At 52.3% G+C, this 21,887-nt stretch carries 24 protein-coding genes and 1 tRNA gene; 1 reads left to right on the top strand and 24 read right to left on the bottom strand.

The genetic code is table 11. The annotated features are described in order from the left end of the window. Positions 1–62: 62 nt before the first annotated feature. From rpsJ to lepB, 22 genes are all read right to left on the bottom strand, one after another. Positions 63–392, bottom strand: coding sequence for a 30S ribosomal protein S10 (gene rpsJ, locus QY311_02790; protein WKZ27431.1), 330 nt, complete (start codon positions 390–392; stop codon positions 63–65). A gap of 61 nt (positions 393–453) precedes the next feature. Next, a complete protein-coding gene (tuf, locus tag QY311_02785) occupies positions 454–1,653 on the bottom strand; it encodes an elongation factor Tu (protein WKZ27034.1) in 1,200 nt (399 codons plus the stop codon). Positions 1,654–1,803: 150 nt separating this feature from the next. Next, on the bottom strand, positions 1,804–2,097 hold the full coding sequence (locus tag QY311_02780) for a hypothetical protein (GenBank protein ID WKZ27033.1): 294 nt from the start codon (positions 2,095–2,097) through the stop codon (positions 1,804–1,806). A 77-nt stretch (positions 2,098–2,174) separates the two neighbouring features. After that, entirely contained in the window at positions 2,175–2,384 is a 210-nt protein-coding gene (locus tag QY311_02775) for a hypothetical protein (GenBank protein ID WKZ27032.1), read from the bottom strand. A gap of 105 nt (positions 2,385–2,489) precedes the next feature. Then, positions 2,490–4,595 carry an elongation factor G gene (fusA, locus tag QY311_02770; protein ID WKZ27031.1) on the bottom strand — a complete coding sequence of 702 codons (2,106 nt, stop codon included), beginning with the start codon at positions 4,593–4,595 and terminating at the stop codon, positions 2,490–2,492. A gap of 68 nt (positions 4,596–4,663) precedes the next feature. Then, entirely contained in the window at positions 4,664–5,131 is a 468-nt protein-coding gene (rpsG, locus tag QY311_02765; GenBank protein WKZ27030.1) for a 30S ribosomal protein S7, read from the bottom strand. Between the two features lie 12 nt (positions 5,132–5,143). Then, positions 5,144–5,554 (bottom strand): 30S ribosomal protein S12, encoded by a 411-nt coding sequence (gene rpsL, locus QY311_02760; protein WKZ27029.1) that lies wholly within the window; start codon positions 5,552–5,554, stop codon positions 5,144–5,146. Between the two features lie 74 nt (positions 5,555–5,628). Then, on the bottom strand, positions 5,629–6,243 hold the full coding sequence (locus tag QY311_02755) for a site-2 protease family protein (protein ID WKZ27028.1): 615 nt from the start codon (positions 6,241–6,243) through the stop codon (positions 5,629–5,631). 543 nt (positions 6,244–6,786) lie between these two features. Further along, a tRNA-Pro gene (locus tag QY311_02750) sits at positions 6,787–6,857 on the bottom strand. Positions 6,858–6,929: 72 nt separating this feature from the next. Further along, on the bottom strand, positions 6,930–7,217 hold the full coding sequence (locus QY311_02745; protein ID WKZ27027.1) for a hypothetical protein: 288 nt from the start codon (positions 7,215–7,217) through the stop codon (positions 6,930–6,932). Positions 7,218–7,494: 277 nt separating this feature from the next. Further along, the gene (locus QY311_02740; protein WKZ27026.1) at positions 7,495–8,010 is read right to left on the bottom strand and encodes a nucleoside-diphosphate kinase; all 516 of its coding nucleotides are present in this window, start codon (positions 8,008–8,010) and stop codon (positions 7,495–7,497) included. Between the two features lie 5 nt (positions 8,011–8,015). Further along, on the bottom strand, positions 8,016–8,885 hold the full coding sequence (locus tag QY311_02735) for a ComEC/Rec2 family competence protein (GenBank protein WKZ27025.1): 870 nt from the start codon (positions 8,883–8,885) through the stop codon (positions 8,016–8,018). Further along, a complete protein-coding gene (locus QY311_02730; protein ID WKZ27024.1) occupies positions 8,863–10,338 on the bottom strand; it encodes a ComEC/Rec2 family competence protein in 1,476 nt (491 codons plus the stop codon). Before QY311_02730 ends, QY311_02735 begins: the two co-directional genes overlap by 23 nt. Before the next feature lie 140 nt (positions 10,339–10,478). Then, a complete protein-coding gene (locus QY311_02725; GenBank protein ID WKZ27023.1) occupies positions 10,479–13,313 on the bottom strand; it encodes a vitamin B12-dependent ribonucleotide reductase in 2,835 nt (944 codons plus the stop codon). A gap of 212 nt (positions 13,314–13,525) precedes the next feature. After that, positions 13,526–14,701 carry a cell division protein FtsZ gene (ftsZ, locus tag QY311_02720; protein WKZ27022.1) on the bottom strand — a complete coding sequence of 392 codons (1,176 nt, stop codon included), beginning with the start codon at positions 14,699–14,701 and terminating at the stop codon, positions 13,526–13,528. Positions 14,702–14,808: 107 nt separating this feature from the next. Next, positions 14,809–16,056 carry a cell division protein FtsA gene (ftsA, locus tag QY311_02715; protein ID WKZ27021.1) on the bottom strand — a complete coding sequence of 416 codons (1,248 nt, stop codon included), beginning with the start codon at positions 16,054–16,056 and terminating at the stop codon, positions 14,809–14,811. Continuing rightward, positions 16,056–16,502 (bottom strand): rRNA maturation RNase YbeY, encoded by a 447-nt coding sequence (gene ybeY, locus QY311_02710; GenBank protein WKZ27020.1) that lies wholly within the window; start codon positions 16,500–16,502, stop codon positions 16,056–16,058. Before ybeY ends, ftsA begins: the two co-directional genes overlap by 1 nt. A 3-nt stretch (positions 16,503–16,505) precedes the next feature. Continuing rightward, on the bottom strand, positions 16,506–17,051 hold the full coding sequence (locus QY311_02705; protein ID WKZ27019.1) for a GatB/YqeY domain-containing protein: 546 nt from the start codon (positions 17,049–17,051) through the stop codon (positions 16,506–16,508). After that, the gene (locus tag QY311_02700; GenBank protein ID WKZ27018.1) at positions 17,051–17,317 is read right to left on the bottom strand and encodes a hypothetical protein; all 267 of its coding nucleotides are present in this window, start codon (positions 17,315–17,317) and stop codon (positions 17,051–17,053) included. The genes QY311_02705 and QY311_02700 overlap by 1 nt, the downstream gene beginning before the upstream one ends. Positions 17,318–17,387: 70 nt before the next feature. Further along, positions 17,388–17,735, bottom strand: coding sequence for an HIT domain-containing protein (locus QY311_02695; protein WKZ27017.1), 348 nt, complete (start codon positions 17,733–17,735; stop codon positions 17,388–17,390). Between the two features lie 2 nt (positions 17,736–17,737). Continuing rightward, positions 17,738–19,036: a histidine--tRNA ligase gene (gene hisS, locus QY311_02690; protein WKZ27016.1), complete on the bottom strand. Its 1,299-nt coding sequence runs from the start codon at positions 19,034–19,036 to the stop codon at positions 17,738–17,740. A gap of 15 nt (positions 19,037–19,051) precedes the next feature. Further along, a complete protein-coding gene (gene lepB, locus QY311_02685; protein ID WKZ27015.1) occupies positions 19,052–19,693 on the bottom strand; it encodes a signal peptidase I in 642 nt (213 codons plus the stop codon). Between the two features lie 75 nt (positions 19,694–19,768). Here lepB and pth point away from each other — a divergent pair, with 75 nt between their 5' ends. Then, positions 19,769–20,356, top strand: coding sequence for an aminoacyl-tRNA hydrolase (pth, locus tag QY311_02680; protein WKZ27014.1), 588 nt, complete (start codon positions 19,769–19,771; stop codon positions 20,354–20,356). Positions 20,357–20,399: 43 nt separating this feature from the next. Here pth and QY311_02675 read toward each other — a convergent pair whose 3' ends face one another. Together QY311_02675 and QY311_02670 are read right to left on the bottom strand one after the other, a co-directional pair. After that, entirely contained in the window at positions 20,400–21,080 is a 681-nt protein-coding gene (locus QY311_02675) for a hypothetical protein (protein ID WKZ27013.1), read from the bottom strand. A 61-nt stretch (positions 21,081–21,141) separates the two neighbouring features. Continuing rightward, on the bottom strand, positions 21,142–21,873 hold the full coding sequence (locus QY311_02670; GenBank protein ID WKZ27012.1) for a CBS domain-containing protein: 732 nt from the start codon (positions 21,871–21,873) through the stop codon (positions 21,142–21,144). Between the last annotated feature and the right edge of the window lie 14 nt (positions 21,874–21,887).

The following is a 21,887-nucleotide window of genomic DNA, read 5'->3' as shown; positions in this document are numbered from 1 at the left end:
ATTGCTTTATCTCTCGCCACCACAGCATGATGGGGAGAGGAAAGTAACAATGCCTATACCTTCTACACCATTTTGATCTCAATATCAACCCCCGCCGGCATACTCAGGTTTGTGAGTGCCTCGATGATCTTTGGATTTGGGTTCCCGATTTCGATCAAGCGCTTATGAATGCGCATCTCAAATTGCTCGCGGGAATCTTTATCTGTGAAAGAAGAGCGGTTGACTGTGACCTTTTTGATCTCGGTCGGCAACGGTACCGGGCCCGTGAGAGTCCCGCCGTAGCGCTCAATCGTTTCAACAATCTGCTTTGCGGAACGGTCGATGATCTTCGTATCGTATGCACGCAGCTTGATCCGAATGCGCTGGGCTGCGTCTTGTGTCTTTTTAGCCATCATGGTGTTGAGAAAGAGCGGTGTGTTCCCGCCGCCATCGGCGGCGGGAACGATAGAACGGTTAGGCGATAATCTTTGTTACAGCACCGGCACCAACGGTCTTGCCGCCTTCGCGAATTGCGAAGCGCTGCTTTTCTTCCATGGCGATCGGTACAATTAATTTCACGCGAAGGTTGACAGTGTCACCAGGCATGACCATTTCTGATCCTTCTGGCAGGAAGGTCTCGCCGGTTACATCCGTGGTGCGGAAGTAAAACTGCGGCTTGTAGCCCTTCATGAATGGCGTATGGCGACCACCCTCTTCTTTCGTGAGTACGTAGATTTCAGCCTCAAATTCGGTGTGCGGCGTGATGGAGCCAGCTTTTGCGAGCACCTGGCCGCGCTCCACATCTTCTTTCTTCAAACCGCGGAGCAAGAGGCCGGCGTTGTCACCTGCGATACCAGAATCGAGGGACTTGTTAAACATTTCGATACCCGTGATCACGGTCTTGGCTGTTGGGCGAATGCCGACGATTTCGATTTCGTCGTTCACCTTCACCTGGCCACGTTCAATACGGCCAGTGACTACCGTGCCGCGACCTTCGATCGTAAACACGTCTTCAACAGGCATGAGGAATGGCTTATCCATTTCACGCGTTGGCTCTGCAATAAATTCATCGCATGTATCGATGAGCTTCTTCACTGCCTGGGCGTACTGGTCATTAGCATCCTTGGACTCAAGGGCCTTCAAGCCAGAACCGCGGATGATTGGAGAATCAGTGTAACCGTACTTTGCAAGCAATTCCTTGAGCTCTGCTTCAACGAGGTCAAGCATTTCTTGGTCCTCTACCATGTCTACTTTATTCAAGAAGACGATGATGGAAGGAACGCCGACTTGGCGTGCCAAGAGAATGTGCTCGCGGGTCTGAGGCATTGCGCCATCAGTTGCAGCAACCACGAGGATTGCGCCGTCCATCTGAGCGGCACCCGTGATCATGTTCTTAATATAGTCTGCGTGACCAGGAGCGTCGATGTGTGCGTAGTGACGCTTTGGGGTCCAATATTCAGAGTGGTGCAAAGAGATGGTGATACCACGTGCCTTTTCTTCTGGAGCATTGTCGATACCATCAACACCTTCAACGCGGGCACCGTACCCTTCGCCTTTGTGCATGTCTAAGACGTGCAAAATCGACGCAGTGAGGGTTGTCTTCCCGTGGTCTACGTGTCCGATCGTTCCGATATTCAAGTGCGGCTTTGTCCGCTCAAACTTTGTGTCTGCCATATGCTTAGGGTTGTGACGAGGCGATACTCGTGAGGGACACGACGCGAAACCCGCTCGAAAGCCGTTCGTGTAGTAACCACCACGGTACCGCGCTGTTTAATATAAAACGCGTACCGACTATTCTAGCAAACACTAAACGAAAGTCAATGCCTACTCATTCTCAGCCCCTACCTCAGCCCCTACCAAAGCTCGCTCTTCTGATTCAATCTGGTTTTTCAGGGCTAAAATCTCTTTATTGAGGCGCTCAACAAACTCCGCATCCGCGGTGCTTGGAGCCGCCGAAGCTAGCGAGGAGCCCTGTTGGACGGCACTTTCTGCGGGAGCTCTCACAAGGCCCCGATACACACCATAATCAACGATCACCACAGATGGTTGGCCATCTTCTACTACCACGACAGATCCGCTTTGCCGCAAGAGCGGCTTGAGTTCGCGCATATCAAGCATAGTACATTCCTTCTACCGCACCCGCTAAAAAAAGCAAGCCCGCACCCACTCATGATGAGTGACTGCGGGCGGGGGGGCTAGTGGCCGTAACAGGGCGCCACGCGCGTCCAGTGGGCCCGCAGGAAGTGGTGCATGCCGGGAGAATCCGTCATGATCCACTGCAACTGCGCCTGCACCACCAGCAAACCGAAACTGGTTGCAAGAATGGCCGCGCGGATACAGCGTGCACGCAACTCGCCACGGCTCGCGCGAGTCATCACGCCGCTGTACCAGAACAGTGCCTCCATACTATCACCTCCTCTCGTTTTAGAGTTATGCATTAATACCACGCATTCCATAAACGAGCAAGAGCGCCCCACATGGGGCGCTCTTTGGGCGAGTGGTTGTGTGCTTTATTTCTTTCCTGCAGCGATTTGAGTCGCAATATTTGCGGGCACTGGTTCGTAGTGGCTAAATTCCATAGTGAACGTGCCGCGGCCCTCAGAGAACGAGCGGATCGAAGTTGCATAGCCAAACATTTCAGAAAGTGGCACGTGGGCGTGGATCACCTTCAGCCCAAGCGAGCCGCGATCAGTCACTTCAACAATCTGGCCACGACGGCTGGAGAGGTCGCCCGTAGTGGAGCCCAAGAAGTTGTCAGGAACAATAACCTCAACATTCATGACCGGCTCAAGAATGACTGGCTTTGCACGCCGTACCGCTTCTTGGAGTGCCATAGCGCCCGCGATTTTGAATGCGACTTCAGAAGAGTCAACGTCGTGGTAGGAGCCGTCGTACACTTCAACCTTCAAATCTACGAGTGGGAAACCTGCGACAACGCCCTTATCGAGCGCTTCGCGCACGCCTTTTTCAATAGCTGGAATGAACTCTTGAGGGATTGATCCGCCTTTAATGGCGTTCTTAAACGTGAAGCCTTCGCCTCGTTCAAGCGGCTCAATACGCAACCAGCAGTGCCCATACTGACCGCGGCCACCCGACTGTTTAATATACTTACCTTCCGCCTGTGATTTATCAGTAATAGCTTCTTTATAGGCAACCTGTGGGCGACCGACATTCGCTTCAACGCTAAATTCGCGCTTCATACGGTCCACGAGAATTTCAAGGTGGAGCTCACCCATGCCCGCGATGATCATCTCGCCAGTTTCCTCATCACTGCGGATGCGGAACGTTGGATCTTCATCAGAAAGCTTCTTAAGTGCCAAGCCCATTTTTTCCTGGTCTGCCTTCGTCTTTGGCTCAATGCGAAGTGAGATGACTGGCTCTGGGATATCGATGCCCTCTAAGAACATTGGCGTTGCTGGGTCACAAAGCGTATCTCCCGTCTTTGTGTCTTTCAATCCAACCGTTGCGGCGATGTTGCCTGCAAAAATTTCTTTAATTTCTTCACGCTGATCTGCGTGGAGGCGCACGATACGACTGATGCGCTCTTGATTGCCCGAGCGAGTATTTAAGACGTATGAACCCGCGGTGAGCTTCCCGGAATACACACGGAAGAACGTCAGCGATCCAACGAATGGATCGGTTGCCGTTTTAAATGCGAGCGCCGTAAACGGAGCGTTATCGTCATGCTTCACCGTTGTATCTTCGCCGGTCTTGCCGTCTTTTGCCTTTGTATCAGCGATATCAATTGGCGATGGGAGGTAGTATGCCACAGCATCAAGCACCAACTGCACACCTTTGTTTTTCAGAGCAGAACCGCAGTATACGGGGAAAATTTTGTTCTCGATGACTGCCTTGCGGAGGATTTCGCGAAGACGCGCGAGTGGGATTTCTTTGCCTTCGAGATATTCACTCATCGCAACATCGTCATTTTCTACGATGCGCTCGATCATCACTGCACGCTCTTTCTCAGCGGCCTCTTTTAGGTGTGCTGGGATTTCGCCCTTAATAATCTTTTCACCGCGCTCACCTTCAAACGAAACATACTCCATGGTCATGAGATCAACAATTCCCTTGAACTGATCTTCATGGCCGTCAGGAATTTGCACCTTTACTGCATTCGGCGAGAGACGATCAAGAATGGAGAGATAGGATCGCTCAAATGAAGCACCGAGACGGTCGAGTTTATTGATAAAACAGATGCGAGGCACCTTGTAGTCATCTGCGTAGCGCCAGTTGGTTTCTGACTGTGGCTCTACACCAGCGACACCATCGAACACCACCACGGCGCCGTCGAGTACGCGCAAAGAGCGCTTCACTTCAATCGTGAAGTCGATGTGGCCCGGGGTATCAATGATATTCATGCGAACCTTCTTGCTCGCATCTCCTGCCGCATCGGTAGGAGTCCAGTACGCAGTCGTTGCGGCGGCGGTAATCGTAATACCACGCTCACGCTCTTGCTCCATCCAGTCCATGACCGTATCGCCTTCGTGCACTTCGCCAATTTTATGGCTCATGCCTGTATAGAAAAGAATGCGCTCAGACGTTGTCGTCTTACCAGCATCAATGTGTGCGATGACACCAAAGTTACGAATTTTCTCAATAGGATAATCAGCCATACACGTGGAGAGTAGAGCGCAGGAGCGACCAACATAGGGTGGTCGCTCCGCGAGTACTCACATCATCATTACCATGCCAAATGTGCGAATGCTTTGTTTGCCTCTGCCATGCGATGCATGTCGGCGCGCTTCTTCACTGCAGAACCAGTATTTTGGAATGCGGCAAAGAGTTCATCAGCAAGCTTCACGTTCATCGGCTTGCCCTTCTGAGAGCGCGCGGAGCCGACAATCCAACGAATTGCGAGCGCGAGGCGACGAGCTGGCCCAACCTCTACCGGAACCTGATAGTTCGCACCGCCGACACGGCGAGACTTGAGTTGGACGTTTGGGGCGACATTCTGAACCGCAAGCTCTAGGGCTTCAAGCGCTGGTTTTTCGGCGCGCTTTTCAAGATCATTCAACGCAGCATACACAGTGCGCTGCGCAATAGATTTCTTTCCGTCTTTCATGACGGAGTTAATAATGCGCGCGACAAGGGCGCTAGAATATACAGAATCTGGATCTACAATCGGACGCTTTTTTATAGGACGACGCATAGAATATTAAGATTACTTAGGACGCTTCACTCCATACTTCGAGCGCTCTTGTTTGCGACCGTCTACGCCAGCTGCATCCAAGACACCGCGCACAATGTGATAGCGGACACCTGGCAAGTCTTTTACGCGACCGCCGCGAATCATCACTACAGAGTGCTCTTGGAGATTGTGGCCGATGCCTGGAATGTATGCGGTTACTTCCATGCCATTTGAGAGACGAACGCGAGCAATCTTACGGATAGCCGAGTTTGGCTTCTTCGGGGTCATCGTAGTGACTTTCACACACACGCCGCGCTTAAATGGGGCTGGATAGCGAATAGGACGATTCTTGAGAGTATTCAAGCCGAACACCATCGCTGGTGCTTTTGTTTTTGCGCGGACCGCGACACGCGGACGCTTGAGTAATTGATTCAATGTTGGCATGAGCCAGTAAGCGTCGTGCGCAAGAAACAGCGCACAACGTGCGGTGTGCATCGTAGCAGAAACAGAAACGACCGTCAAATCCCAGCAAGGGCAGCGAAGATCGCATACGCTATGTTGCCCAAAATAGGCACCACAAAGAAAAGGGCGACAAGAAAAAGCGGAACCTGCATACGGCGAGCCGCAGCCATAAGGCGCGCACCCGTAAGTCCTCCAAGCGTTCCGGCGATCCAGTGGCCATCAAGCGGCGGAATTGGAATCAGATTAAAAAGCGCGAGAATGGCATTCATAAAGCCGGCAGTCGCCACTAGGGCTCCGGGGATTGTGTCCACTGAAACAACCCCCGCTCGTAGCGCAAGCGCGCACAAGAGCGAGAGAATGATATTTGTCGCTGGCCCCGCAAAGGCCACCATAGCTGGCCCACGCCGCCTATCAGAGAGTAGGAGCGGGTCATACGGCACTGGCCGAGCATAGCCAAAAGCTGGCAAACCGCTCACCACCAACAGAAATGGGAGGATAACGGAACCGAATGGATCAAGATGCTTGAGAGGATTGAGAGTGAGGCGCCCAGAAAGTCGAGCCGTTGGATCACCCAGGGCATCGGCAACGGCGCCGTGCGCATATTCGTGCGCAACAACAGACATCACAAGCATTGCGATGGAAATGGCGCCAAGAAAGAAGCTGTCAGGCATATCTCTTGACCAGCGTACCAATGTTCTGCTATCCTGTCCACGTACTTCGCGTCCCCAAAGGGCGCTTTCAAATCTCTATGGCAACACGTTGTCCAACTTGTGCAAAGCGATCCGTTATGGTCACCACCCGTAAGCTTCACCGTGGCCATTACAACCCGACCAGCCGCTCCCGCCGCTATCCGAACCTCCAGTGGGCTCGCGTAAACGGCAAGCGCTTGAAGATCTGCACAGACTGTATCAAGACCATCGCAAAAGGCGCAGTAGCCTAAGCACATCGTATAACCAAAAGAGACCCGTGAGGGTCTCTTTTGGTATCTACTGTCGGGCACCACGCCTACTGGCTTTGGTATTTCCTCGCTCGCGCTCGGTCACCGCGGGGAATCCCCTTCGCGTCGCGTTTCGCCGCCGCTCAACGCGCGCTCCGGGCCAGGGCTCGCGCTGTTGTTCTGCTGAACAACAGAAGCGCTCCGCCCTTCGATTCCCCACAGCGCCATATCATAAAAATAAAACAAGCACCAAATGGTGCTTGTTTTATTTCATAAGTCGGGCTGCCGGGAATCGAACCCGGTCTACATCCACCCCATGGACGCGTACTACCGGTATACTACAGCCCGCACGAACTTCTCTAGCGTATCAACGAACTCTTAAAAAGAACAGAGGAGCCCGTGGGGGGCTCCTCAAAACGCCTAGCGCATCCTCATGCGCACGAGACTCGCAAGGCCTTGCGGGACAGATCCGCACTCGCTCCAGCGCTGCGAGAGGATTTCGTGCAGCGCCTCGATGCCCTTCTGAAGATCAGAACCCTCGCAGGTCGTGAGTATGAAGAGTGCTTCGACTACCTCGTCTCGATCTTCGTCAGCACGAAGCGCCAGCAACTCGGAAGCGGCGACACATTCGCCGTGGTCACTCGGGTTATCCGGCTCATCATCCCGAGGATGAATGGGGCCAATTTGCTCGTAATCGTGCAGTGTCATTTCCTGCCTCCTTGCATGGCACACTACCAACTTATCCTCTAAAACACAACGCCACCCTTATGGGTGACGTTCTGGCCCTCCCGCAATCTGTAAAAGCGCTTTACCTTAAGGCTTTGGTGGGTGTCCGCATGAGAGGACGTCGGAACGATTGCTCGCTCACCGGCACTCTCGGATTGGGCCGAAGCCCGGATAAGACTCCCTGTGCATTAAATACGGTAAGGCTTTTACAAATCCCGAAAGGGTACCCTCAGTATACTCTCCCAAACAACCTGCGCAACTAGTCCTCGCGCAAGGTCATTTTCGTATATCCCGGCTTGTGGGATACGAGCTCTTCTGGCTTAAACCACACGCTTAATTCAGCTTGTGCGTTCTCTGAAGAGTCTGACGCGTGGATAAGGTTAAATATACCCATGCCTTTTGCATCGGCATACCGGTAGCTCACATGCGTGTAGTCGCCGCGAATCGTTCCAGGAGCCGCAGCTTTTGGCTCTGTGGCGCCGATCATTTTGCGCACCACCTCAACGGCATCGACACCCTCAAGAGCAAGCGCGATAATCGGCCCCGATGTGAGCATGCTGATCATGAGATTACGAATCGCCTCTCCACGGCGCCGCGCAAGATCTTCAGTGTAGTGTTTCTCTGCGGTGTCTTTTTCCGACACAAGCATTTTGAGACCCACCATTTTAAGGCCCACGCGCTCAAAGCGCGTCATCACCTCTCCTACGATGCCGCGATCAATGGCATCGGGCTTTAACAGAACCAGCGTTCGTTCTAATCCGTTTTCGGTATGCATGCGTGTTAGTGTTGCGGACGGACTGCGAATGCGGTGCCGTCGCTTTCAATGGTTATTCGTCCGTGTACGTCTGTACGATAGTATGGAATCCCAAGGTTCGCAAGGCGTTCAGTAACTACTCGGTGAGGATGTCCGTACGTATTACCCGCTCCAACGCTCATAATTCCAACGCGCGGAGAAACGCGCATGACAAAAGGTAAGGTCGACGATGTGCGCGAACCCTGGTGCCCCACCTTTAGGATGTCTGCGGCTAGATCCGCACCTTGCGCCAATAGACGCTGTTCGACTGGCGCCTCAATATCGCCTGTCAGCAGCATCCGCACCACACCATGTTGCAGCATGAGTACCACCGATGCATTGTTTGGGTTCTTTTCCGCCGCCGCACGTGTAGGATTTGGCGCATACACGGTAAGCGTTGTGTCGCTATCAAGTACAATGCGTCGTCCTGGAAGCGCCTGAACTGCTGTTGCACCTTCGCGCGCCACTGCCTCTCGCCACGCACTATATACTCCTGTTGTATACGGAGCGCCCGTCTCAAGAATACCGGAAACGTTGTACCGTTCTAAGACATGTACTAAGCCCGAAACATGATCACTGTGCGCATGAGTAAGCACTACAAGGTCAATAGTCCTGTCTCCAAGGGGCATGACTGATCCCAATTCTTCTAATACCGAAGCATCTGGACCGCCGTCGATGAGTATCTGCCGACCTTGCGGCGTCTGTATAAAAAGCGCTTCCCCCTGCCCAACATTAAGAAGCGATACAACAAGACGCTCAGAGCCTGCGTCGGGCGCGTATGCAACAAGCGCGCAGAGAACGCCCAACACCAATAAGAGGGCGATACGCGCCCATTCACGCCGAAGCCACAGTTGCATATGATCGAGAAAGATACTTCCACGCGCCCCATATACCACACGCAAGAAGGAGACCACCCCACCACGGCAAGGATACGCTTATAGATGCCCCTGGAAGGCGCGCAATGTGTTCAACAATCCAAAGGACATACGAAGATCCCAGCCACGCGGGGAGACCCAGTAATGGCGCGAGCGGAGGAATAAGCATAGCTCCAACACCAGCAAAAAACCCTGTTGCCATGACGAACGGCACAATGGGTACCGTCAGAATGTTAGCGAGGGGCGCTGCGATAGAAAGCGATCCGAAGACCACGAGAATAAGAGGGAGCACGGCCGCCTGCGCGGCAAGTGTTGCCGCAAGAGGTTCGCGTAAGACGGACGGCATCCGCGTCTTTTCAAACATCTTCGTCAACACGGGAGCGCCCCATGACAAACCTACCACCGCGAGAAATGAGAGCTGAAACCCAACGTCATAGCGCAATACAAATGGCTGTACGAATACCATAGCACATGCCGCCAGAATAAGTGCATTGGTAAGATAGGGTAATCGCCCATAGCTTTGCGCGAAAAATAAGAGGCCGCCCATAATCGCCGCACGAACCACTGACGCAGAAGCGCCCGTCATGAGTGTAAAGAGCACGAGTACAGCAAGCGTAAACCAAAAAGCTCGACGCCTTCGCACCCAGCGTAACAAGAGCGCAAGCACTCCCGCCCCAACAACGGAAATATTATATCCAGACACTGCAAGAATGTGCGTCATTCCTGTAGCGCGGAATGCGTCACGGATAGCGTCGGGCAGAAATTGACGCGTTCCGAGCAACACGCCTTCAATAAGTGCGCTCGCGGGCTCATGGACACTCGCGCGTATGGCGCGTTCAAACAGCGATCGGACACCCATGACGCCTCCGAGTGCATGCATGCGAATATTTTGTATCGCATCTATTTCATACGGCGTATGGTCATAGGGGCGAACCGCCGCCGCACGCACCTTCATCCGAATACCATCGCGCAACAACCACACATCGCGATCGGTGGTCGTCACGATACTTCCGTCAACCTGCATCCGAGTACCCGGCACATGCACGGGTAGTGCACTTGTTTCGACAAGCACACGCTCACCGATGGGTACGAGACGCTCCCCAGCCTGCACCGCAGTAACATACAACGAAAATGTGCCGTCGTTTCCTCGTGTCACAAACGCTCCGTCAACGAAGCCATGGAGCGAGAAGGGTACAGCAATATCGCCAGCGCGCCGATCAGCAAAAACAGTAAGTCGAGAACGAAGCGTGGCGGTGGTATCAAAACGCCACATACCGAAAGCGCACGACAACACGCAGAGGCCTATGAGGACGCCCCGCAGACGCTTTTGTATGCCGCTCCGCGACTCACCAAACGTACCACGCCACACGGAGATACAGAGAATCGCAGTGCCCAGCAAGATAACCCATAGCAACGCACCAACAACCCAAGGCATATACGATACCAATGCGACACCTGCTAGGAAGCTGACGCCGAGCCACGCCAGCCAGACGGAAGAATGCATGCACCAGTGTAGCGCGTCCTTGGTAAATCGAAAAGCGGGCTTTCGCCCACTTTTCGCCCACCCTACAGATACTAGTTACACACCCCCGTAGTCGCAAAACAGTTGGGGCATGAGTAGCAGGAGCCTGCCCGCACCATAAGAGTACCGCACTGGCACACGGGAGCATCAACGCTCGTCTGAGCAGCGACACGATTAGTGACATGCTCAGTAGCGGTTGGTATAGGCAGCGGCGCTTGAGTGCTCTCCATTACTTCTGCAAGCGGGGCGCTCACAGGTGCAACGTGATCAAATCCAGGACCAAAGATTGCCTCACGCTCCTCTGGCGGCAGGAATTTCAGGCCTAAATATCGGAACACATAGTCTGTGATCGATTTTGCCGTAGGAATATCTTGATTCTCTGTAAAGCCAGCGGGGGTGAATGCCATATCCTTGAACTTACGGACAAGTGATGCGAGCGGAACTCCAGACTGAAGTGCGACTGAAATGAGAATAGCGATTGTGTTAAGAAGCCCCGATACGGTACTCCCCTCCTTTGCGATTGAGATGAATACTTCGCCAGGCATTCGCGACTCTGGATAGAGGCCGACGATCAAATAGCCTTCATGGCCCGCCACTGAGAAGCGATGCGTCACTGACGGTCGCTCATTTGGAAGTCGATCGCGACGATATGTCCCAGCTGCCATGACATCACCCGCCGGGTCTTTCTTGTCTTCCTTGCTCGTATTGAGTGGCTGAACACCTTTCGATCCATCACGGTAGACCGCGATAGCTTTGAGGCCCAACTTCCACGCCTGAATATACGCATCACGCACATCGGCTACGGTTGCATCATGGGGAAGGTTGACCGTCTTTGAGATGGCGCCCGAAATAAACGGCTGTGCTGCTGACATCATGCGCAGGTGGCCCATATAGCTGATGCTACGAGTGCCATGCTGAGCTTTAAATGAGCAATCGAATACGGCGAGGTGCTCAGGACGGAGGTGTGGCGCACCTTCGATAGTATCCTTTTCCATCAAGTACGCGGTGATGTCTTGAATCTCAGAGTCGCTGTAGCCGAGGCGAGCAAGTGCCGCCGGCACCTGACCGTTGACGAGCTTGAGTATGCCGCCACCGACAAGCTTCTTGTATTTTACAAGTGCGAGATCTGGCTCAATGCCCGTCGTATCGCAATCCATCATGAACGCGATAGTTCCTGTTGGTGCGAGAACGGTAACTTGCGCGTTGCGCACTCCGTACTGTTCAGCAAGCTCGCGCGCTTCATGCCACACAGTACGCGACGCATGGGCGAGTGCCGTGTCGGTTTTTCCAGAGTTCTGAGCAACACGATAGAGATCTTCCGCAGCAGCACGGTGCATATCTAGCACACGGAGCATAGGCTCGCGATTCTTTGCGTATCCCGCAAATGGCCCCATGCGAGATGCTATATCTGCCGACATGCGGTACGCCTCACCACACATCAGAGATGTAATTTGGCCCGCAAGAGCGCGGCCTTCATCGGAATCGTAAGGCAGGCCAAGCACCATGAGAAGGGCGCCGAGGTTTGCATACCCCAACCCGAGCTGACGATAGTCAACAGCATTGCGACCAATCTTTTCCGTCGGGTATGACGAGAAGCCAACGATAATCTCCTGCGCCAGGATGATCGTATCGACAGATTTGCGGAAGAAGTCAGTCTCAAACACACCATCTTCACGCACGTATTTTAAGAGATTGAGTGACGCGAGATTGCATGCTGAGTTATCGATGTGCATATATTCGCTGCACGGATTCGATGCAGTGATAGGACCTGTATTCGGACAGGTGTGCCAGCGATTAATAGTGGTGTCATACTGCATGCCCGGATCTGCGCTGTGCCATGCCGCATCGGCAATCCAGTCCATAACTTCGCGGGCACGAACTTGTTCGATTGTTTCCCCTGTTGTCACCGCTTTAAACTCCCAGGGACCGTCTGCCTCGACTGCTTGCATAAACGCGTCAGAAACACGTACGGAATTATTCGCATTTTGATACGGCAAGAGCGTGTACGGGCTAAAAAGATCGCCATCGAGATTGTTCGTGAACCCGCTTGCCACCAAGGCGCTCGTCATGTCCTCAATGTGCTTCTTAGCGTAGATAAAATCCTTGAGATCTGGGTGGTCAACGTTCAGTACCACCATTTTTGCAGCACGACGCGTCGCGCCGCCTGACTTGATGGTGTTTGCAACGCCGTCAGCCCCCTTCATGAATGAAACCGGCCCCGATGAATAACCGCCCTTTGAAAGCTGTTCTTTTGATGAGCGCAGCTTTGAGAGATTCAATCCCGATCCCGAACCACCCTTGAAGATCAGTCCCTCTTCCCGATACCACTCAAGGATCGATGGCATTGTGTCTTCAACTGCCAAGATAAAACATGCGGAGCATTGGGGATGATCAGAAACACCGACGTTAAACCATACGGGACTATTGAAAGAGAAGTACTGGTTTACCAGTAAATAAGTGAGGTCGAAGGTAAAGTTTTGTGCATCAAGCGGCGTGGCAAAGTAACCGCCCTGCAAACCCCACGCACCAATGGTTTTTGCAACGCGATCAATCATCTGTTTTACACTCGCTTCACGCTGTGGGGTATTTTTCTTGCCACGGAAGTACTTAGACGCAACAATGTCGGTTGCTGTTTGTGTCCAGAATGCCGGCACTTCAACATCACGCTGCTCAAACACAACCGTTCCATCGCCTTTGGTAATTTTTGCCGTGCGGCGCTCCCACGAGATGGCATCGTACGGGTGGCCAACGCCAAAACGGCGCTCCCACGAGAGCCCTCTTGAAGTTTGCGCTGGCATAGCAGAACCGCGTGCTTCGTCGGAAGCGTGACCATTGCCCGATTGCCGTTCCGACGATGGCAATGGGGAGTGTATGTGTGGTGCAGTCATAGACAGAACGAGAGCCTATGACGTAACCGCTCGCACAAACACGGTGCGAGCATCGCTACATAGAAACTCCCGAGAACAAATCCTGACACTATTGAACCATAGTGCGAGCTCCTCTGCACTGTTGATAATGTACATGCGCTAAAACACAGGAAAAAACATACCCCCACGCATCGTGGGGGTATGTTTTGTATCACTTTCTTGAAATGCGCAAGCTATTTTTGCATTTTACGTCGAATAAAAGCAGGAATGTCGAATTGACTATCATCCTCAACTGAAGAATCAATAAATTCTTTGACTGGATCCTTTTGTGGTTGCTGTGCCGAGCCGTTCAGCGTCGCCTGTGAGGATGGAGATGAAATAGGTTCAGGCTTCTTGAGAATGTCAAAGAGTCCATCTCCGGTCATCTGACGTTGTGGCATGGGGCCAATCCCGCCGTTCACGAAGCCAGTTGCAACAACCGTGATCTTCATCTCGCCCTTCTTGAGGTTATCGCTTACTACGGCACCAAAAATAACTTTCGCATCGGTATCAATGTGCTCGGTAATAACGCGTGCAGCCTCAGAAATTTCTGCCATCGTCATATCATCCCCACCCGTCACATTAAAGAGGACGCCGCGCGCACCATCAATAGAAAGCTCAAGCAGCGGTGAATTAATCGCCTGCCGCGCCGCCTCAAGAGCACGTTCCTCTCCACTCGCGCGACCGATGCCCATGAGCGCGGAACCAGAACTTGACATTACCGCCTTCACGTCAGCAAAGTCTACATTGATAAGACCCGGAATAGTGATGAGGTCGGAAATACCTTGCACGCCCTGTCGCAGCACATCGTCGACAATGGCAAAAGATTCAAGAAGAGGAGTTTTGCGATCGATAATAGAAAGGAGTCGATCATTCGGGATGACAATGATCGCATCAACACGTTCGCGAAGCGTTTGTAGCGCCTCTTCGGCGATGCGCATGCGCTGAGCGCCCTCAAAGCTAAAAGGCTTTGTCACTACGGCAACCGTAAGTGCCCCAACTTCACGGGCCATGTCAGCGATCACGGGTGATGCGCCGGAACCTGTACCACCCCCAAGGCCGCATGCGATAAATACCATATCCGCCCCCTTTAATGCGGTGAGAATATCCTCACGAGTTTGCTCTGCAGCTTCTCGGCCCACGTTTGGATTCATCCCAGCCCCAAGACCCTTAGTGAGGCTCTTCCCGATGTGAATTTTCACCGGAGCGTTCGAGTTGTGGAGCGCCTGTGCGTCCGTATTAATTGCGATAAACTCAACGCCATGAATACGCGCTTCAATCATTCGTGCAAGCGCATTACCGCCCGAGCCCCCGACACCACATACTTTAATGCGGGCAAATGTTTCAAATTGGGGTTTCACTTGTGGCATATGCAGAAACGCTACAGTCTCCTGAAAAGCGTAGGTGCGTCTTATCACAAAAGAAAAACGGGCGCAAGGAAGCTCGTTTTTACTGTGGATAACCTCGGGGATATGTATTACGGCAGGAAGTTTTTAATCCATCGAACGGCACGGCCTAAAAGCCCATCTCCTTCGCCGTGCACCGAGCTTATACGCGTCTTACCCGAACCATATTCCATATCGAGACCCCACATAACTAAACCAAGAGCAACCGTAAACGTTGGGTCGGCGATAACTTCGGGCATTCCATCAACGTGAGGAGAGTGGGCAATGCGCACGGGGAGACGCAGCTTCTCTTTCGCAAGCGCCGCGAATCCCGGAAGATGCACGCCTCCCCCAGTAAGTACAACGCCGGCCGGGAGATTGCCTTCGCGAGAAATCTTTTTTAACTCAGCAATGGTCATATCGAGCACCTCGTGAGCTCGAGCGTCAATGACGCGCGCCAACTGCTTACGCGGTAATGTGCGAGGCTCGTCCGGCATGAGTACCGAGAGGTCAATTTCGTCTTTCTTACGCAGATCAATCGCATCAGATGTTGAGCCATGCTCCAGCTTTATACGCTCAGCGACGTCCATAGAAGTGCGGAGCGCGATGGCAACATCGTTGGTGATGTGTCGGGAACCAACAGGAAAAAGCGCTGTATGGATAAGATCAGACTCCTCAAACACGGCAAGACTCGATGTCCCGCCTCCAATATCAAGGTGCACCACACCGTATTCTTTTTGATTCTTATCAAGGGCGCCAAGAGAAGCGGCAAGAGGCGCATACACGAGACCGGCAACTTCAATACCTGCCTCATTGATGCATTTCACGACGTTACGAATGTGCGGCGCCATACCCTCAACAATCAACACCTCAGCCTCAAGGCGCACGCCCTTCATACCAAGTGGATTCTTCACATGTTCAGTGCCGTCAACGATAAAGGTACGAGGGATGACATGCACAATTTCTCGATTTGGCGGGAGACTGATAACCGAGGCAGCCTGAATGACACGATCAATATCGTGTTGAGAGATCTCATTATCGGCACGCGAAACGGCAATAACGCCACGGGAAATCTGCGTGCGCATATGCATACCACTCACCGAGAGAAAGGCTCGACGTATAGAGGTCTGCGCCGTTGCATGAGCTTGCTGCACAGCAGCACGAACACTTTGAATAATCTCCTCCATGTCCGTCACCATACCCTTACGCATACCATGCGACGGAGCAAGCCCTGCGCCAATTACCACGGGACGAAATGTTTCAGCGTCAATTGTCGCAACCACCACCTTAATATTGGCGTTTCCGACATCAATGCCCGTGATAATAGGTTGCTTGGTCATTACAGTGCAGCAAGGATTTGCTCTTCAAGTCTCTCCATTTTCTCTGCCTCATGCCGCGAACGCTCATGGTCATACCCCAGCAAATGTAACGTCCCATGTATAGTTGCCCATGCCAACATGCGTTTTGCTGGAACGCCCCTTGCTTTTGCGGCAATGCGAATATAAGAGACACAAATAAAGAGGTCTCCAAGTACAGGTGTAGTATACGCATTTTCTGGCCCATCGCCTAGAGGAAATGAGAGGACATCTGTTGTTGTGTCAACTCCCCGGTGCTCCTTATTCAGAGTGCGCATACGCCTTGCGGACACCAAACTCACACTTATGCCACGCTGACCAGAAATACCAGCAGTGTGTAGAGTCTGCGCGATAAGAGATTGAAAGAATGAGGATGGAAATCCTTTCACACGCGCCTCATTGCGAAACACAAGATCAATGCGTGACTGCATGAGCTATGACGAAAGCGCCTCGCGAACGAACGCACTCACCCGCGATCCGTCTGCGCGGCCTTTTGTGCGCGCGACCACCTGGCCGATGATTTTACCCTGGTCACTTGCGGAAACCGCACCAGCAGCGGCCACTACCTCAGCGACGACAGAACGGAGCTCCTCATCGCTCATTTGTTCCGGCAAGAATGAAAGGAGAACACCAAGCTCGTCTTTTTCGGCTTGCGCGAGCTCGGGACGATTCGCCTGCTCATATGTTGCGATAGATTCGCGACGCTTTTTTGCCTCGCTTGCGACGACATCCATAAGCTCATCGCTAGAAAGCACACTCTCCGCATCGGCAGCTTCGGTAGTTGCACCACCCCTTACCATCTTCATGCGCTTTTCCAGAGAACGGTTCTTTGCAACAGAAAGGATGAGACCAATAACAGATCGACGCAAAGTATCGCCCGCCTTCATCGCAGCTTTCAGCTCATCTTTTAACACCTGTTCGGTGATGCTCATATCTTCAAAAAAGCGCGCGGCGCGCCAGATGGCGCGCCTGGCACTCATTACAACTTGATTGTCTGCTTCAGCTTACGCTTCTCCTCTTCAAAACGCTCATCGGAATAAACGCCCATCTTTTCAAGACGCTTTCGGAGCGCGCTTAAATGCACGCCCATAATGGCGCTATTTTTCATGCGTCGCAAATTCTGCTTCTTAGGACGGAATTGGGACTGCTTTGCCTTCGATACCACGCCGCTTACCTGCACAAAACGAGAGAAACGGCGCAGAAGGCTGCCCGTGCTTTCATTTGGTTTTCGTTTTACATCAACCATAGAAGACCTCCTTTCTTGCCTGCGGTATATGCCGCAAGCGACGAGCCGCGTCTACGGCCCCTCGCTTGCATCATATCGCGTCGCCCTCTCGGACCATCTTAGGCCCTAGGTGCTTGCCCCCAAGTACGTGAATGTGTAGGTGTGGTACAAGCTTTCCACCGTGCTCGCCATCGTTCACAATAAGACGATAGCCGTCGACCAATCCTTGTTCTTGCGCCACGCGATGTGCCGTACTCATAAGAATACCAAGCATCTCTTGATCCGCATCTCCGATACCCTCAACGTGGCGCACGGGAACTACGAGCAAGTGAACAGGAGCTTGTGGATGAATATCCTTAAATACCACAACCTTTTCGTCGCGAAAAACGAATTCACCTGGCACGTCTCCGGAGATAATGGAGCAAAAAATATCTTGCATATTTATTCGCGCAAACGCTTCTTAAGCTCGTCGACGATTTTTTCCAATGGGATATTCTCCTGTACGCCCGTCTCCATCTCGCGCACGATTACAGTGCCATCGAGCGCTTCTTTCTGTCCGAAAATGAGTGCGTACTTTACTCCCAGACGGTGCGCGATGCGCAATTGCGCTTTAACACTATCACGTCCAAGCGAAGATTTGATGCGAATACCCGCGCGACGAATCTCTTCAAATAAAGGGAGGCTCTTTCGCTTTGCCGCATCGCCGAGCTGTACGAGAAACACTTTCGGCTTTGGCACAGCGTCAGGGACGCTCACTTCGCGCTCTTTTAATTCTGCGACGATGCGATCGAGGCCAAGCGCGAGACCAGCGGCGGGAGTTTTTGAACCGCCCAAAAGTTCCATAAGACGATCGTAGCGCCCTCCACCGCCGACACTCAGTGCTGGCGCACCATCAGCACGATCCTCGGGGACAAACTCAAACACGGTGCGCGTATAGTAGTCTAAGCCGCGTACAAGATACGGATTGAGTACGTAGGGCACATTAGCCGCATCCAAGAATTCCATCACGCGACGGAAGTGGTTCTTACACTCAGCATCAAGAAAATCCATGATCTGCGGAGCCTCCTGCATCACCGCCCGACAGCCCTGCTCCTTACAATCGAGCACGCGCAATACGTTTTCTTTCACGCGCTCTTTGCATGAATCACAAATTTTCTTCGTGCGCGCCTTATAAAAATCGCGGAGGGCGCGAATATATGCGGGACGGCAGTTCTGGTCTCCGATTGTGTTGATGTGTACGTTTATTCCCTTCAGGCCAATGCTCTCCAAAAAGCGCCATCCTACAAAAATAAGCTCCGCGTCGACCGCTTCGGACGCGTCACCAATGGTTTCAAGGCCAAACTGAAAGAACTGACGGTAGCGACCGCGCTGCGGTTGATCGTGGCGAAACATAGCTCCCCAGTAGTAGAGCTTTAATGGATGTGGACGCACGTGCATACCGTGCTCAATGTATGCGCGCGCAATAGATGCGGTCCCCTCAGGGCGCAGAGCAAAACGATCTCCACCTTTTGTACTCAACGTATAGAGCTCTTTAGAAACGATATCGGTCGCATCACCAACGCCCTTTAAAAAGACATCGACGTCTTCCAATATAGGAGTATCAATGCGATCAAAGCCGTAGTCCTCAAGGAGCGACTCGGCCTTCTTCTGAAGATAGCGCCAGTACTTTTGATCTTCTGGAAGAATGTCGTGCATTCCCCGCGGCGCTTGGTAGGATTTCGCCTTTTTAGGTTTGGTCATATGGTGCAAGAAAGACTAACGGAGTGGCTCGGTTAAGCGTTCTACGAACGGATTCAATCTTTCAATGAAGAATGTCTGATCAAGGGGCCAGAGGCGCAGCCATGCGCGGCCGGAAACAAATGACTCATTTACAGGTCCCCAACACCGTGAGTCCGAGCTGTGATCTCGATTATCGCCAATCACGAAGTACTCGTTTTGATCAAGGCGGTATGGCATCTGTATAGAACAGAGTTGCGTCTCAACGCCTTTCGGCAAATACAAGGATTCGTCCAGCTCACCACCATTAGGGAAAAGCTCATTGTAGATAATGATGCGCCCCTTATGGATAAGGATGGTTTCGCCTGGGAGGGCAATAATCCGCTTGATAAAGTACTCTTGTGGGTCACGAGGATAACGGAATATCACCACATCACCCCGCCGCGGCTCGCTGAACCGATACGAGAGTTTATCAACGATAATGTAGTCTTTATCCTCGAAATTAGGGAGCATTGACTCCCCTTTTACAAAAAACGGCTGGACAAGATAATACCGAATCGGGACGATTATGGCAAGAGAGATCAAAACGATCTTGGCAGTCTCCCAAATAAAGGCGAGAACCTCTCCGCCTACGCCATCCGTCACGCCGTGCCCAGAAAGAGGAGGACGTTGTTCATTCATGCGAAACAAGTATACCACGCCAACGAAGCCTAGAAAAGGATAGACAGTCGTGAGGAAGGCAGTATACTTGCTCCTATGATACCCACACTGCTTGTCATAGGACTCAGGAATGCTGACGAAGAATATGCCAACACGCGCCATAATGCAGGAGAGCTGTGGACGCGATGGCTTGCGCGCCACGAGGGCGCTTCGGCGTGGGAAGAGGGGCCTCAGGGCATGGAAGCAACAGGGACACTCACCATTGGATCTGCCCGCTACAAGGCACACTTTTTTCTCCCAACATGCTTTATGAATGAGAGCGGAAAACCTGTGAAGGCCATTGCCGAACGACTCCGCATCAAGCCAGAGCACATCCTTATCGCACACGATGACCTCGATATTCCCTTTGGTGGTGGCAAGGTCTCATTTGATAAGAACTCGGGAGGTCATAAAGGCGTAGAGAGTGTTATGCGCGCTCTGAAGACCAAGAAGTTTTGGAGAGTACGCGTTGGTACAGCCACGCGTGCCGTTGTAAAAGCCCACTCACAAACCGCTCGCGTAAAAGATGAGGCGATCAAAACATTTGTACTAAAAAAATTCTCACCCACAGAACGCACGAAGCTCACTCACGTACACGCAAGTATTTGGAAAAAATTAGCATCAACCCCACTTGCCGTCCGATAACAAAGAGCGCCCATATGGGCGCTCTTTGTTATGCGTTCGGACGCTAGTCCTCAATGCGTCGACGAAGCGATGCCACCATCTCTTCAGCATGCTTGACGCCACCAAGACCAAAGGATAACCCGATCGCCAGTGACACTGCTGCCACAAGGCCAATAATAACAATGCGGATAATATCTTCTGCTACTCGCAATTGCACTAGCGCAATAAGGAGAGAGAACGTGAATACCGCCCACTTTGTTAGCGAACCAAGGAAATTCCCGGATGCGAGCCCCGCTGCACGCACGGATGCACGAACCGCATTCTCCAAGAACTTTGCAACCAAGATACCGATCAAGAGAATGACCGTCGCTACGATAACGTTTGGTATGTAGAGAACGACAGTCTCAAGGAATCGGCTCACCTGATCAAGGCCCAGGATGTTCGTTGACGCCATAAGAAACACGACAACAAAGAACCAGCGGACAAGATCAGAAAAAAATACCGGACTATTGAGGCGAAAACCGCTTCGCTCCCATGCTTGACGGAATCCAACGCGGGAGAGCGCTGCATCGAGATGCAACACGCGTACAATGTGGAACGCCACCTTACCAAGAAGTGATGCGACGAGCCACCCAACAACGAACACGATAATGGCGGCGATAAGGCGCGGCGTAAAACCGGCCACACCCGACCAGAGCGTCAGAAGCGATGCTCGGACAATATCCGGAGCTGATGTTTCAATCATTTCGCACCCCCTTTCTGATGTATCTCACGCTTGTAGTATAGCGTTTGTGTATAAAATAACGTTAGCGTAATGTTGATATCACAACCGCAATGGTACGGGGCATGAATACGGTTTCTTCGTCCCGCACGATCCGAATAATCATAGCGGTCGCCACCACAAGTCCAGCAATAAAAGCTCCAATTGCCGCATATTTCCAAATACGGGGCCGGCGACGATTCACAATGAGAAACTCCTTCGAGATGTCTTGAACTGTCGCGTTGATAGCCTCCGGGGCTCCCTTTCCGCCACGCACCGTGCTCACCTCGCCCACTACTTGTTGGAAATAACGTTCGTTGAAAAACCTAATGATATCGTAGCGACTTAAAAGACCGACGAGAATGCCTTGATCATCAACGACGGGAATAGGATTTACTCGGTGATGCTCTGCAAACACGCGAGCGAGCTCTTCGATACTCAGGTCAGGCCCCACCACTAAGGGCTGCGTATTCATCACCTCTTTTATTTTTATCTGCCGCAATTTAGTAAAGTGTTCATCGATGTCCTTTTTATCCGCCTTATTCGCTGACATCTGGCGCATAATTTCCATAAGGGTCGGCAAGTGCATACCTGAGCTCTGCACGACCATGTCATATGCAGTGATAATACCAACGAGTTTGCGTTGGTTATCTATGACAGGAATACCGTCATAGTCATACTGTTCGAATAATTTTGTAGCAACTTCGAGCGTGTCATCAGAGCCGACCGTCAATACTTTGGTCGTCATGATGTCTCGCACTTTCGCGAGGTCAGGCATAAAGATGCTTTCAT

It is taken from the genome of Candidatus Paceibacterota bacterium (genome assembly GCA_030583765.1).
GTDB lineage: Bacteria > Patescibacteriota > Minisyncoccia > 2-02-FULL-40-12 > GWA2-44-9.
This window is presented reverse-complemented; position numbering and strand designations above follow the sequence as displayed.

Excerpts from the sequence above, each read along its gene's own strand:
- rpsJ (WKZ27431.1), bottom strand. The coding sequence starts at position 392 with ATGGCTAAAAAGACACAAGACGCAGCCCAGCGCATTCGGATCAAGCTG.
- tuf (WKZ27034.1), bottom strand. The coding sequence starts at position 1,653 with ATGGCAGACACAAAGTTTGAGCGGACAAAGCCGCACTTGAATATCGGA.
- QY311_02780 (WKZ27033.1), bottom strand. The coding sequence starts at position 2,097 with ATGCTTGATATGCGCGAACTCAAGCCGCTCTTGCGGCAAAGCGGATCT.
- QY311_02775 (WKZ27032.1), bottom strand. The coding sequence starts at position 2,384 with ATGGAGGCACTGTTCTGGTACAGCGGCGTGATGACTCGCGCGAGCCGT.
- fusA (WKZ27031.1), bottom strand. The coding sequence starts at position 4,595 with ATGGCTGATTATCCTATTGAGAAAATTCGTAACTTTGGTGTCATCGCA.
- rpsG (WKZ27030.1), bottom strand. The coding sequence starts at position 5,131 with ATGCGTCGTCCTATAAAAAAGCGTCCGATTGTAGATCCAGATTCTGTA.
- rpsL (WKZ27029.1), bottom strand. The coding sequence starts at position 5,554 with ATGCCAACATTGAATCAATTACTCAAGCGTCCGCGTGTCGCGGTCCGC.
- QY311_02755 (WKZ27028.1), bottom strand. The coding sequence starts at position 6,243 with ATGCCTGACAGCTTCTTTCTTGGCGCCATTTCCATCGCAATGCTTGTG.
- QY311_02745 (WKZ27027.1), bottom strand. The coding sequence starts at position 7,217 with ATGACACTGCACGATTACGAGCAAATTGGCCCCATTCATCCTCGGGAT.
- QY311_02740 (WKZ27026.1), bottom strand. The coding sequence starts at position 8,010 with ATGCATACCGAAAACGGATTAGAACGAACGCTGGTTCTGTTAAAGCCC.
- QY311_02735 (WKZ27025.1), bottom strand. The coding sequence starts at position 8,885 with ATGCAACTGTGGCTTCGGCGTGAATGGGCGCGTATCGCCCTCTTATTG.
- QY311_02730 (WKZ27024.1), bottom strand. The coding sequence starts at position 10,338 with ATGCCTTGGGTTGTTGGTGCGTTGCTATGGGTTATCTTGCTGGGCACT.
- QY311_02725 (WKZ27023.1), bottom strand. The coding sequence starts at position 13,313 with ATGACTGCACCACACATACACTCCCCATTGCCATCGTCGGAACGGCAA.
- ftsZ (WKZ27022.1), bottom strand. The coding sequence starts at position 14,701 with ATGCCACAAGTGAAACCCCAATTTGAAACATTTGCCCGCATTAAAGTA.
- ftsA (WKZ27021.1), bottom strand. The coding sequence starts at position 16,056 with ATGACCAAGCAACCTATTATCACGGGCATTGATGTCGGAAACGCCAAT.
- ybeY (WKZ27020.1), bottom strand. The coding sequence starts at position 16,502 with ATGCAGTCACGCATTGATCTTGTGTTTCGCAATGAGGCGCGTGTGAAA.
- QY311_02705 (WKZ27019.1), bottom strand. The coding sequence starts at position 17,051 with ATGAGTGCCAGGCGCGCCATCTGGCGCGCCGCGCGCTTTTTTGAAGAT.
- QY311_02700 (WKZ27018.1), bottom strand. The coding sequence starts at position 17,317 with ATGGTTGATGTAAAACGAAAACCAAATGAAAGCACGGGCAGCCTTCTG.
- QY311_02695 (WKZ27017.1), bottom strand. The coding sequence starts at position 17,735 with ATGCAAGATATTTTTTGCTCCATTATCTCCGGAGACGTGCCAGGTGAA.
- hisS (WKZ27016.1), bottom strand. The coding sequence starts at position 19,036 with ATGACCAAACCTAAAAAGGCGAAATCCTACCAAGCGCCGCGGGGAATG.
- lepB (WKZ27015.1), bottom strand. The coding sequence starts at position 19,693 with ATGAATGAACAACGTCCTCCTCTTTCTGGGCACGGCGTGACGGATGGC.
- pth (WKZ27014.1), top strand. The coding sequence starts at position 19,769 with ATGATACCCACACTGCTTGTCATAGGACTCAGGAATGCTGACGAAGAA.
- QY311_02675 (WKZ27013.1), bottom strand. The coding sequence starts at position 21,080 with ATGATTGAAACATCAGCTCCGGATATTGTCCGAGCATCGCTTCTGACG.
- QY311_02670 (WKZ27012.1), bottom strand. The coding sequence starts at position 21,873 with ATGCCTGACCTCGCGAAAGTGCGAGACATCATGACGACCAAAGTATTG.